Annotated in this window: 10 protein-coding genes; 3 read left to right on the forward strand and 7 right to left on the reverse strand. The window is 54.6% G+C overall.

Features of this window, described 5'->3' with window-relative positions:
• Positions 1-92: 92 nt before the first annotated feature.
• From JI741_RS06675 to JI741_RS06705, 7 genes are all read right to left on the reverse strand, one after another.
• The gene (locus JI741_RS06675) at positions 93-956 is read right to left on the reverse strand and encodes a nucleoside phosphorylase (RefSeq protein WP_202008271.1); all 864 of its coding nucleotides are present in this window, start codon (positions 954-956) and stop codon (positions 93-95) included.
• A 165-nt stretch (positions 957-1,121) separates the two neighbouring features.
• The gene (locus JI741_RS06680) at positions 1,122-1,760 is read right to left on the reverse strand and encodes a NeuD/PglB/VioB family sugar acetyltransferase (RefSeq protein ID WP_202008272.1); all 639 of its coding nucleotides are present in this window, start codon (positions 1,758-1,760) and stop codon (positions 1,122-1,124) included.
• Between the two features lie 37 nt (positions 1,761-1,797).
• A complete protein-coding gene (locus JI741_RS06685; protein ID WP_202008273.1) occupies positions 1,798-3,087 on the reverse strand; it encodes a hypothetical protein in 1,290 nt (429 codons plus the stop codon).
• Positions 3,088-3,292: 205 nt separating this feature from the next.
• Positions 3,293-4,594, reverse strand: coding sequence for a DUF2851 family protein (locus JI741_RS06690; RefSeq protein ID WP_202008274.1), 1,302 nt, complete (start codon positions 4,592-4,594; stop codon positions 3,293-3,295).
• A 68-nt stretch (positions 4,595-4,662) separates the two neighbouring features.
• Positions 4,663-5,481, reverse strand: coding sequence for an orotidine-5'-phosphate decarboxylase (pyrF, locus tag JI741_RS06695; protein WP_202008275.1), 819 nt, complete (start codon positions 5,479-5,481; stop codon positions 4,663-4,665).
• Positions 5,482-5,593: 112 nt separating this feature from the next.
• Positions 5,594-6,235 (reverse strand): outer membrane lipoprotein periplasmic chaperone LolA1, encoded by a 642-nt coding sequence (gene lolA1 / locus JI741_RS06700; protein WP_202008276.1) that lies wholly within the window; start codon positions 6,233-6,235, stop codon positions 5,594-5,596.
• A 29-nt stretch (positions 6,236-6,264) separates the two neighbouring features.
• Complete coding sequence (locus JI741_RS06705; RefSeq protein ID WP_202008277.1) at positions 6,265-8,739, reverse strand: FtsK/SpoIIIE family DNA translocase; 2,475 nt, start codon at positions 8,737-8,739, stop codon at positions 6,265-6,267.
• Between the two features lie 381 nt (positions 8,740-9,120).
• Between JI741_RS06705 and JI741_RS06710 the strand changes: the two genes are divergently transcribed.
• The 3 genes from JI741_RS06710 to JI741_RS06720 are packed head-to-tail and all read left to right on the forward strand — an operon-like array spanning position 9,121 to position 12,937.
• Complete coding sequence (locus JI741_RS06710; RefSeq protein ID WP_202008278.1) at positions 9,121-11,826, forward strand: T9SS type A sorting domain-containing protein; 2,706 nt, start codon at positions 9,121-9,123, stop codon at positions 11,824-11,826.
• A gap of 34 nt (positions 11,827-11,860) precedes the next feature.
• Positions 11,861-12,292, forward strand: a complete 432-nt coding sequence (locus JI741_RS06715) for a hypothetical protein (protein ID WP_202008279.1) — start codon at positions 11,861-11,863, stop codon at positions 12,290-12,292.
• 9 nt (positions 12,293-12,301) lie between these two features.
• Positions 12,302-12,937, forward strand: a complete 636-nt coding sequence (locus tag JI741_RS06720; RefSeq protein WP_202008280.1) for a porin family protein — start codon at positions 12,302-12,304, stop codon at positions 12,935-12,937.
• Positions 12,938-13,050 lie beyond the last annotated feature (113 nt).

Raw genomic sequence — 13,050 nt, forward strand, 5'->3', positions numbered from 1 at the left:
CGTTGCCTTAAAATTTCATACAGGGCGTGCTTTGCCTTAGCGCTGCGAAAAAGAGTGGTGGTCGTCGGTTATATTGGATCTACTGCAACCCATCAAATCCTCTCCAGCACTTTCTTAATCAACGCATCCACTACCTTGTTCGGGTCTTTCGAAAACTTGTTTTTCACGCGGTTGGCGATGATGGCGTTTACGCTCACCACGTCGTGGCCGAGCATGCGGGCCATGGCGTAGTAGCCGGAGGTTTCCATTTCGAAATTGGTGAGCCAGAAGTCGTTGCTTTTGTTGTGGTAGCGGCTCAGGTCTTCCATCAGTTTGGGATAGCGGATAGGCAGGCGCAGGGTGCGGCCTTGTGGGGCGTAGAAGCCGGGGGCGGTGATGGTGTTGCCCACCACCATGTCGTCGCCAATTTGGTGGCGCAGCGACTCGGAGCCTTTCACCACATAGGGCGAGAAGGGGAGGGCCAGTTTTTTCTGGATGTCGCGGGCGATGCTTTCTTCGAAGCCGTCGTTCTCCAGGTTGTAGTAGTTCATGAGGCTGTCGAAGCCGATAGCATAGTCGGTCACGAGGTGAGCGCCCAGCGGTATGTCTTCTTGCAGTGCGCCGGAGGTGCCGAGGCGGATCACCTTCATGCGTTTCTTTTTGGCCTTTGGTTCGCGTGTCTTCAGGTCGATGTTCACCAGGGCGTCGAGTTCGGTGAAGAAGATCTCGATGTTGTCGGTGCCCATGCCGGTGCTGATCACGGTGACGCGTTTGCCTTTGTATGTGCCTACGTGTGTGATGAACTCGCGCTTGTTCATTTCAAACTCCAAATCGTCGAAATATTGGCTGATGCGATAGACGCGGCTGGGATCGCCCACGGTGATGATGGTGTCGCTGATGTGTTTTGGCAACAGGTTCAGGTGATAGACGCTGCCGTCTTTGTTGAGAATGAGGTCTGTTTCTGAGATCGGTGGCATATCCGCTGACTTGTCTGTTTTAAACCCGCTCGAGTTTGGTATTAAAAAAACGGGATCACGTCCGGCCTACAGCAAGAGACGCAATGCCGCTGTGTTCATTTTCTATAGAAGCCCGGCGCGATTATGCATAGAACACCGCGACACGCAAGCCTGTTCTTCAGAAGGCTATGTTTTTATTGTCTGAGCCGGATTTCCAAACACGGTGTCGCCCGCTTTCACAGGCGTTACCACTACCGAGCCTGCGCCGATGCGCGCGCCTTTGCCAATGGTGATGCCGCCCACAATGGTGACGCCGGAGCCGATAAACACTTCGTTCTCGATCACCGTGCCCGCATTAATCACCGTTCCTGAACCAACCTGAACAAAATCGCCGATCGTTGTTTCCATGCCAATGATGGCACCGGCATTCACGATGCAGTGATTTCCCAGGGAAGAACCCGCGCCGAAAATGACGCCGTAGTCGATGAAGTTGCCATGACCGAGGTCTGCTGCTTTGGGCACGATGGCGGTGTGGGCGATCACGTTCACGGGTTGCACGTGGCGCACTTCCTGCAGCATGGTCACCAGGTTTTTGCGCAGCTTGTTGTCGTCTACGGCCACAAACGAATCTGTTTTTTTGCCGATCAGCTTCAGATAGCCGTCATCGTCGGTGCTGCCCATCACGGTGATGTTGTCGATCTCGGTCTGGTGCAGTTTTTTGTTGTCGTCCAGGAAGCAGTAGACCACGTTGCCGTTGGTTTCGAGAATTTCTTTTGCCTGACGGCCCAGTGGGTTTGCACCGAGAATGATGACGGGATTTTCCATACGTGTTTGTGAGTGAGCAAAGGTAGATTTCGGCGCCCTACCGAACAAGGCGGTTCCATGATCTTTCCAGGAAGTTAAATGCATAGCGCAGCACCGGATTTTCAATCGATATCAACAGCACATAAAAGGGAAGAAACCCCACACGATAGCGCGACAATGTGCCAAAGTTGGGTGTTGACAAGGCAAGGAAAACGCAAAGCAGCACGCTATAGAGAAACAGCGACCACAGCAACATGCGCTGCGGCGAGGCCACCAGTTTTTTAACATTCCACAACGCGGCCACCGACAGCACCAGCAGCACCATGTTTTCCAGTGAGGCAAAGCCCTGCAACACGTTGCCCGCTTCCCATGGAAAAGGCCTGAACAGTCCGGTGAGCAATGCGCCGGGCGCATGCGCTAGCACACTCGACGCCGTGGCCTCCAAACCGGCATAGGTCACCACATCTTCCGGTTGTGAAATCTCATGAAACACGTCATAGTTCGACACAATCACTTCCAGAAAACGCTCGGGATAAAAATTGGGGTGGAAAAGACTTGCTGCCAACAGCGGCACGAGAAAGATGACGGCCCAGAGCGCTACTTTCACGCCGGTGTTGATGGCAGGCAGCCTGCTGAAAACAAACCGCGCCACCAGCGTGGACGCCGCCACGGGAAGGAAGATGGCGAGGTAATAATATTTCAACCCCCACACCAGCCACAGCGCCGGGAGGCACGCAATCCACTGAACAGCCGAAACCCGCTCGTTGCGCCACAATTTCAAAAATACCACGCTGATGAAAAACAGCGACGACATGGCCAGGCTTTCCTTGATCAGCCCCGTCCCCCAAAACACGGCCGATGGAAAGAAGAGAAGACTGAACACCGCCGCCCCACGCAACGTCGCATCCAGACGCACAATGGCCTTGGTGAGCATCCATGCTGAAAAGAAGGGGATGATGGAGAAATACAACGAGGTGATCCAGTAGTCGTCGTGCGAAAAGAGGTTGAACACGCTGGTGATCTTGGCCATGAACAACGCGCGCGGCTCCTGCAGGTGAAGGTTGCTCCAGAACGGAAAGGACTCGTCGCCGTTCCACAAAAAAAGCAAGTAGGTCACGGGGTCCAGGCGTGCGAGCTGAGCCAGCCTTGCGCCGTCGTGGAAATAGAGCAGTGTGTCGCCCAGGCCATAGTAGTGGGCGTATAGCCAACCCAGTCCAAGCCCCGCCGCGCATTTGAAGAGGAGGGCGGGCCAGAAGAGGGGGCGCAACGTTGCCGGTTCCTTCTTCCAAAGCTGGAACGCAACAGCGAACAGGAAACCGACATTTATGATCGCGAAGAAAATCTTCATGGCAGACTCAACGATTTAGTCGCCTGTATATGTCGCACAAAACAGCGGGCTGCTTCACGGCACCACAAAGACGAAATTGGTAAAGGGTCAAAGTTAGGAAAGTGGAGGAATTAATCGTCAATGCTATTTGTCAACGAGAGCGTGAACTTCGGTTGCCACTTCCAGCGGGCATCTGCGTGCGACAGAAAAGGGAAATGACGCGACATCATCCAATGCTCATCTGGCTTCGCCGCGGATTCACCAACGATGCCCCGATGGCACACTCCAAACACCGCCGCTTCAAACAAAAGTTGTTGTAAAGCTCCACCAGCGCCTGCGAATCAAACGCTGTCTTGCACGGAATGCCGACGCTCTTCCACTGGCGAATGATGATGTTCGACTCGGCATGCACGTTCTGCAGCAGGGTCACCGCGCGCTCCACATACAGCAATTCGTCTTTCGATTTTCCATAGGCCACCAGCAGGGGCGCCACGGTGTTGATGATGATGTTTTCGATGCTGGTTTCGCCGAGGGTGCTCACGGGTTCTTTCGCAGGCTTCACAAACTGGTAGTGTTTCAGCCAGTAGGCCGATTGTGATGTGGAAAACAGGTCGGTCATTTTCTTCAGGCTGTCGGCTTCCATGAGGATGGCGAAGAACTGCTGGCGGTGGTGCAGCAGGGCGGCGAGTTGTGCAATGCGCAGCGTGGGGAAGTTGGCGGGGCGCAGGCGCAGAAATTTCCACTGTGCTTTCTTCAACATCTTTTCGCGGAGCTGATACTTGTGGGCCAACAGCCTATGCTCGCGTTTCAGCAATTGGTGATAGTCGTCGGCTTCGTCTGTTTCCAGGAACCCGGCTTGTCCAAACAACAGGGCCTCAACCTGCACCAGATGGTCGGCGTGTTTGAGCAGGAGTTTGTAGGGGGTGGCGCGGGCCAGTTGCTGAAAGGGGTCGGCATTCACTTTGAAACCGAAGTTTCGCGCGAGCCACTGGTAGCAGGTTTCTTCCCAGTTGTTGGCGTTGCGTTGCAACAAGGCCGTGACGATGCGCGCTTTGTTTTCGAGCCGCTGCATGAGCGCGCGGTCGAGCATGGAAATTTTGGTGATCTCGTTCACACGGTCAAGCTGTGCGGCGCAGGGAATTTCTTCGGGGTTGTAGATGAGTTTTTTGAAACTGAACAACAGCGCATCATCCACACGGTGTTTCAGTTCAAGGGCGGGCAGAAATGTGCCGTCCTCGCGGCGCACAGGCTTGTCGTTGTGCCACACCACATGCAGCACCACGTTTTCGTAAGCTTTGTCTTCGTTGTGTTTGTGTTCGAGCCAGCCGGAAGCGTGGATGTGAATTTCTACGCTGCCCACCCACTCCATGGGGCCAATGCGCACGCGGGCGCTAAAGAAGTCGGGGCCGGCGTGTGTGTTCCGGTGGCCGGGATGCAGCACCTGGATGGGTTCGCCCTGGGCGGTGCACAATTCTTTCTTGTCGAAATACTGGAATTGCCAGAGGTAGTGGAGGAATGATTCGGTCACAGCGTAACGATTTTTGGAACGAGTCTAGAAGATTCCCGCACCAAAATCAACGCCTGTGGCAATCACTTTTAATTCGCGTACTTATGGAGGTAATTCGACATCTCTTCCTGCACTTTCACGGCTTCGGCCGTTGCGCGTTGGGCGAAGTCCTGGCCGTTGCCGGCATAGATGATGGCGCGGGCAGAGTTCACCAGCAGACCACATTGTTTGTTCATGCCATATTTCGACACCATTTTCAAATCGCCGCCTTGTGCACCCACGCCGGGCACAAGAAAAAAATGTTCCGGCGCCTGCGCGCGGATGCTCTCCATTTTTTCGGCTTGCGTGGCGCCCACCACAAACATGAGCTGATCGGGTGTGGCCCATTGTTGTGACTTGATCAACACTTCTTCATAGAGCTTGCGGCCCGTCACCACCGACTCGATCAGTTGAAAATCGCTGCTGCCGGGGTTGGAGGTGTGGGCAAGCAGGATCACCCACTTGTCCGGGTAGAGAAAGGGTTTCACAGAATCTTCGCCCATGTAAGGCGCCACCGTCACGGAGTCGAAGTGAAAGTAGTCGAAGAATGTTTTGGCATAGAGCGCCGAGGTGTTGCCGATGTCGCCGCGCTTGGCGTCGGCAATGGTGAAGATGTCTTCGGGAATGTAGTTCATCGTCTTCTCCAGGCTTTCCCATCCCTTGGGACCGAGCGCTTCATAGAAGGCGATGTTAGGTTTGTAGGCCACGCAATACTGGTGTGTGGCGTCGATGATCTGTTTGTTGAATTCAAAGATAGGGTCCGACGATGACAGCAGGTGCCGGGGAATTTTGTCGAGGTCGGTGTCAAGCCCCACGCAGAGGTAGGAATTTTTTTTCTTGATCTGTTCGAAGAGGGCGGCGCGGTTCATAGAAGCGGTGTTAGAAAAATCGCTGCTAAAGTAAGGGAAACTTGGGGGTGGACAAAAACAAAAAAGCCCCGATGTGTCGGGGCTTCCTGAAGCAGTGCGGGTCGCGACCTTCCTATCGGAGGTCGATCACTTCCACACCGGGATATTTCTTGGGATCGAACGTGAACGCCGCGTCTTCTACTTTGGCGTTGGGCATGAACTTGGTGATGGTGTATTTGTAGCGGTTTCCACCTTTGTCGAACATGGTCCAGCTCTGGATGCTCTTGTCTTTTTTGTTGATGAACATTTTCACTTTGAAATACTGTGCATCTTTTTTCTCGGGCACCAGGTCAATCTCTTCGCAGAGCACACCACCTTCGGTTTTGTCCTGAAGGTAGAGGTATTTGAATCCTTTCTTATAGATCTCATAGATCTTGGAGGGGTTCACGTCGTCCGAATTTTTGTCGTAGTTGTCGATGTTCACTTCTTTGGCTTCGGGCAGATAGGTCCAGATGGTGGCGCCGTTGTTGATCACTTCCTGTTCGGGCAGCACCATGCGGAATTTATCGCCTTTCACGATGAGTTTGCCTTTGAACTCTTCGTTCACCTTTTCCACATCGTTGGTGAGCACGTAGGAGAAATTGGCTTCAAAAGCAGGGATGGATTTGTATTTTTTACTCATCGCCTCCAGGATTTCCAGGGCTTTGGAGTCGTATTGGGCAGAAACATTAAGAGCCAAAAAGAGGCCGATTGCGGCAAAAATCAGGTTTTTCATTCTTTAGAAACTTAAAAACGTGCGTAAAGTTAAGATTGACTATGTTTTTCTTTCAATGCATTCAATAATTGTTCCAAACTGAGCTCATCTTTTATGAGCACCTCGCGGGCTTTGCTGCCCTCGAAAGCGCCCACAATGCCGGCGGCTTCAAGCTGGTCGATGAGCCGGCCGGCCCGGTTATAGCCCAGTTTCAGCTTGCGCTGGATGAGCGACGTGCTGCCCTGTTGGTGGCCCACAATGAGGCGGGCGGCTTCTTCAAACAGCGCGTCACGGTCTGAAAGATCAACACTCGACGGTCCGGATTCTTCGTCGCCTTCATATTCGGGCAACATGTAGGCGGAGTCATAACCCCGCTGCGATCCGATAAATTCCACCACTTTTTCAATTTCCGGCGTATCCACAAAAGGACACTGAAGCCGTATCACATCCGACCCGGAAGACAGCAGCATATCGCCCTGTCCTACCAGCTGATCGGCGCCGCCGGCGTCGAGAATGGTGCGCGAATCTACTTTCGAGGTTACGCGGAACGACAAGCGCGCGGGGAAGTTGGCTTTGATCACGCCCGTGATCACGTTCACCGAAGGGCGCTGTGTGGCCACCACCAGGTGTATGCCGATGGCGCGGGCCAGCTGGGCCAAACGGGCAATGGGTGTTTCCACTTCCTTGCCGGCCGTCATCATCAAGTCGGCCAACTCGTCTATCACCAGCACAATGTAGGGCAGGAAGCGGTGGCCTTCTTTCGGGTTGAGCTTGCGCGACACGAATTTGGCGTTGTATTCTTTCAGGTTACGGGCCCCTGCGTCTTTCAGGATCTCGTAGCGGTTTTCCATTTCAATACACAGCGAGTTGAGCGTGTGCACCACCTTGCGGGTGTCGGTGATGATGGCTTCTTCGCTGTTGGGAAGCTTGGCCAGGTAGTGGCGCTCCAGCTTGCTATAGACCGACATCTCCACCTTTTTTGGATCGACCAGCACAAACTTGAGTTGTGAAGGATGGCGTTTATAGATGAGCGATGTGAGAATCACATTCAAGCCCACCGACTTGCCCTGACCTGTGGCACCGGCCACCAGCAAGTGGGGCATCTTGGCCAGGTCTATCACCAGCACTTCGTTCGAGATGGTCTTGCCCAGCGCGATGGGAAGTTCCTTGTCGGTTTTGGCAAAGCTGTTGGTGGCGAACACTGAGCGGATGCCCACCATTTCGCGGTTCTTGTTTGGCACTTCAATACCAATCGTTCCCTTGCCGGGGATGGGCGCGATGATGCGTATGCCCAGGGCCGACAAGCTGAGGGCGATGTCGTCTTCCAGGTTTTTGATGCGCGATATCTTGATGCCGGCGTCGGGCACAATTTCGTAGAGCGTCACCGTGGGGCCGATGGTGGCCTTGATGCTTTGGATGCCGATCTTGAAGTTGACCAGCGTGGCCACGATGCGGTCTTTGTTCTGGTTAAGTTCTTCTTGGGTTACACCGGCTTTGCTGGCGTCGTATTCGTTCAGCAACTCGAGCGGTGGAAATTTGAAACCGCTGAGGTCGAGGGTGGGGTCGTAGAGTCCCTGTTCCTGCACCAGCTGTTCGGCCAGCTTGTCTGTGTCGGCTTCCACAGTTTCTTCCACGGTAAATACGGGCTCTGCCGTTTTGGGCTCCCGCTTGGGGATGTCGGTTTTGCCGACGTCGAGTTTCACTTCGGCCATGGGCAGCACCACGTCTTCGGCCGGCGGCTTGGGCACAACCACGGGCTTGGCGGGTTCAGGTTTTTTGGGATCTTGTTCGGGCCAGTTGTCTTTGTCGTCGGTGTAGGTAGAGAACAGTGCGTCTTCGCCGTCTTGTTCTTCGTCGAGGATAGCGTCGTTGCCCATGGGCTTCGGATCTTTCACGAAAAGCGGGATGGCCGTGACGTTAAAATAGAACACGATGAACACAAACAGGGAGAGGATGAGAATGAGGAACGTGCCCCATCCAAACATGCCGTCGCTCCACACGGCCAGGTAATAGCCCAGGCCTCCGCCCAGGAAACTCCACTCGCTCACGCCGTCGTTGATCATGGTCATGTAGCCCAGCAGCAGGCTTAGCCACAGGCCGGTGAAGATGGCCAGGATGGAGAATGAAAAAATGCGCAGGAGCTCGCGGTTGAAAACGATTTTGAACCCGACAATGAACAGCAGCGGTGGAATGAAGAATGCCGAGATACCGAACCAGCGGAAAATGAAGTAGTGAGACGTGATGGCACCGTAGAGGCCCAGCCAGTTGGCGGCTTCTTTGCCCGATTCGATCAGCGGTTCGTTGTGGGCTTCCACCACGCTTTGATCGGCCTGGCCGGTGAAGAGGTATGAGAACAACGCCAGAAAGAGGTAGATCCCGGCAATCATCAGGAAAAACCCAATCGCCAGCTTGAAGCGCGGGTCTTTCAAAAATCCTAAGGTGAACTTACTTTTAGAGGACGCTTTTCCCTTCTTTTCCTTCTCCGGCTTCTTAAATGTATTTGACTTATAGGTGTTTTGTGCCATTTATTCTCAATGTCGCAAAACTAAAGAAAAAACTGCCATATCCCTATGTGTGTTGCCATTCAATTGTCGGGGCGCCAAGCGGTCAGTGGCGGCATAAACACGGCGATGGGATTGAGCGTGAGTGCCCGTCAATACACGATCAATAAACACATCGACAAATCTTCGCCCTGAAATTCTACGATGGTTTTCGACCGCGTTGACTGTTGCACGGCCTTGTGGTGATGAGGTGATTTTAGGAACGGCTCTCCGAAGCCGGTGCGCCACAGATCTTGCGTTGCAAACCTGGAATCATTCAGTGCAACGAAACGTACATACGTCAAAATTATTTCCTGGGCACCCCATAAATTTCCTAACTTTCTTGTTCAAATAAATTCTTTCTGCATGGTTGTTTTTACGCTCTGGAAAAAAAGCCGCATCATTCTCTTCGCCCTGCTTGCTGCCAGCCTGCGGCTCGCGGCACAGTCGGAAGAACATCGCACCGACAACTGGATTACCGATGGCTATGTGGACCGCGTTGAATATTCCAACGGCTACACTATGCTGTCGGGAAGTTTCTCGCAAGTGGGCCCTTATACGGGCAACGGCGTGGCCACCGACCCCGTCACGGGCGTGGTGGATGCGTCGATGCCAAAATTTAACGGCGATGTTTATGCCGTGGCACCCGACGGCACCGGCGGCTGGTTTGTGGGCGGCTATTTTTATGGTGTGGACACGGTGCAAACAAACTATCTCGCGCACATCAAATCAGACAAAACTATTGACCGCACCTGGAAGCCCGAGCTGAACGGCGTTGTCTACACCCTCGCCGTGAGCGGCACCACGTTATACGTCGGCGGCGGCTTTACCGAGATTGCCGGCAAAGCCCGTAGCCACATTGCGTCGTTCGACATCTCGACGGGAGCCCTCAACGCCTGGAACCCCAATGCCAGCAGTGACGTGAGAGTAATCAAAGTGTCGAACGACATTGTCTACGCTGGTGGCGGCTTCTCCACCATCGGTGGGGCATCGCGCATCAGCGTGGCCGCCATCAATGCGGCGGGCACCGCCACCAGCTGGGCACCCGTGCTCGCATTGCCTCCCTACTCACCGTATGTCTACACCTTGCTGGTCGATCAGGCAAAAGGCACGGTCTACATTGGCGGCTCGTTCAGCACATCGGGAGGCCTCACGCGCCAGGGATTGTCGCAAGTGAACATCACCACCGGCGCCACCACATCGTGGAATGCCAATTTGAATGTGGATGCCTACGTCTATGACCTGGCCATGTCTACCAACGGAAACGTTTTGTTTGTGGGCGGCTACTTCAATTCGGTGGGTGGCGCCGCGCGCACAAACCTGGCCGCACTGGATGTGGGCAAGGCCTCGTTGCTGGCGTGGAACCCGGTGCTGCAGTCGGGCGACTACATACAGGACATGTCGTTGCTTGGAAATACCTTATACATCGCGGGCTACATCAACACCATCGGCGGCATCAGCCGCACAAATGCTGCCGCCCTTGATGTGACTGCGCCCGGCACCGCCGCTGCACCGCTCACCAACTGGGCACCACGGCCCACTGGCGGTGGCTATGTGGTGGAGGCCACGGCAGCGAGCATTTTCTTTGGCGGATATTTCTCCGGTGTGAACTGGGTGAACCGCAATGGCTTCGCGGTGATAGACGATGCCACCGGCGAAGCATGGCCCTTTAGTTTTGACTTCGACAACGGAGGCCACGTGAACACCATCGTCGTGAAAGATAACGTGCTCTACATCGGCGGAAAATTTGGCCTCATCAACAAAACCGCGCGCAAAAATCTCGCAGCCTTCGATCTCACCACCGGCAAATTGTCTACATGGGCCCCCACGGTAAACGGCGTAAGCACCACCGACCCCACCAACGAAGTGTTCAGCATGCGCATAAAAGATAACCTCCTCTACCTGGGCGGTCAGTTCTTCAACATCAACAGCAATTCAACCATACGGCCCGGTCTGGCAGCCATCGATCTGGCCACAGGCGTGGCCAATGCCTGGAACCCGCAGGTGGGTAACGGCAAAGAAATTTCAGAATATGTGAACTCCATCGACATCGTGGGCAACACGGTGTATGCCGGCGGAAATTTTGCCACGGTGGGCAACACCACCCGCAGCAATCTTGCCGCGGTTGATGCCACAACAGGAAGCCTGCTTTCGTGGGCACCTGTGAGCACTGGCGAAGTGAAGAAGATTCGCGTGGCACCCGCAGCGGCCTATGTGATCGGCAGCTTCGAGAAAGGCGTGGGCGGGCAAGTGCGCGAGGCTGGCGTGGCTGCGCTAAACCTCACCAACGGCAACGCCCTTTCGTGGAATCCTGATTTTGATTTCAGCTATGTGGCCGACGTGGCCCTCAGCACAACCGACGTTTACGTGGCCGGCTTCTTCTATAGCGTAGACGGATCGCCCCGCCCCGGCCTGGCTTCTTTCTCGCTGGCCAACAACACACTCAACCCATGGAATCCCGACATCAACACGGGCAACGACAGTGGCTATGAAAATGTGTCGCTCTCCACCTCTTCGAACAAACTGTTTGTGGGCGGCGGCTTTGGCGGGATGGGACGGGAGGCCCGCCAATATTTTGGCGAATACGACATCTGCCCGGCGGCACCGGTCATTTCCATTTCGAACGACGGCACAACGCTAACCATTCCGTCTACCACCCCGGGCACCCTGCAATGGTATCACAACGCTGAGCCAATTGACGGGGCCACCACCACATCGCTTCCCATCAACCTCTATGAGTATGGCATCTATGCCGTGGAGCTGTCGCTGAACGGCTGCACCTCGCGCTCGAAAGATTATGTATACCTCATCACGGGTCGCGAAACGACCGCCACGGGAGCCGTATCGCTCTATCCCAACCCCGCGCGCGATGAGTTAACGGTGCGTCTGGCGGAGGCCGCGTCGTCGGTCACCTTCACGTTCACCGACATCACCGGCCGCACACTCAGCACAAGGCAAGGCTCCGGCATGGAGCACGTGCTTTCGGTGCGCGAACTTCCCACCGGCGTGAACATCCTGATGATTGAAACGCCGGGAAGAAAACAAGCCTATAAAATCATGAAGATCAACTAACGTGTTGCCTACAAAACTTCGATCGCATCTACCTATGAAATCCATATTCACCAAACTGCTCATCGTCTCCTTCCTCGCGCTGGAATTTTCCTGCGGAGGGAATATTCCCGACTGCCCCACCAAAATGTGTGTGCTGTCGGGCGAGTGGCGCCTCACCGAAACCTACATCAACGGCGTGCTCGACATCTCCACCGACCTCAGCAAATACAAGCTCACGCTCCTGATGCCCGAGCCCACCACGGCCACCACCTCGCTCTTCAACCGCGTGAACCCTAGCGGCGTGGCCGACATCGGCACGTGGGAGCTGCGCAACAACAGCACCGTGCTTGCACTCATTCCCGCGTCGGGTTTTGTAGAGCCCTACATCATCAAGTCGTTCACGCCGCGCAAGCTGGTGCTCATCATCGAGCGCGACATCAACAAGACTGGTGCCGACGAATTTGAATTTGTTTTAGAACCTTTTTAAACCCCACCTATGAGAACAGCACTACTTCTTCTTTTCATCTGCACGGCCACCGTGGCCTCCGCTCAGATCTGGTATGTGGGCGTGAAAGCCGGCCCCACGTTGTCGAACTACAAAACCAAAACCCCGTGGAAGGAAGCGTCCAACCTCGGCTACACGTTTGGGTTCACCGCATTCAAACAAATCAATTCGCACGTGGGCGTCGCCTTCGATTTGCAATACATTCAGAAGGGCTACTATCACAAAGTGTGCAACACCATCACCGACAAGCTGCAGGCGCACTACCTGGAAGTTCCCATCGTGTTTGACTATACCTTCATTCTTCCCGGGCTGAAAAACCTCAAGCTCCACGGCAACGTGGGCGTCTACACCGCCTATTGGCTCAGCGGCAAGTATAAAACCGAAGGCTTCGACCCCGGCACCACAGGCGACGATTTCGACTTCAGCCAAAGCGGCGCCAAGCGCTTCGACTTCGGCCCCAACGTTGGCGGCAGGCTGGAATATTTTTTACGCAACGGCAGCGTTTCGCTTGATCTCCGCTACGAACTTGGCCTCATGGACCTGCAGAAAAAAACAAACGACGACATGAACAACGTGAACCGCGCGTTCATTATCGGGTTCAGCTACATGAAGCCCATCGGCAACTAAAGGCCCGCATCACAAGGCGACATCAAGAAATCGACCTTGTGTTAGAAAACGAATAACCGGAATCAGGGCGTGTCTCCCCGACCCGTCGGGGGGTCGCGCTATCCGGTATACTC

The sequence above is a fragment of the Chryseolinea lacunae genome (assembly GCF_016735595.1).
GTDB lineage: Bacteria > Bacteroidota > Bacteroidia > Cytophagales > Cyclobacteriaceae > Chryseolinea > Chryseolinea lacunae.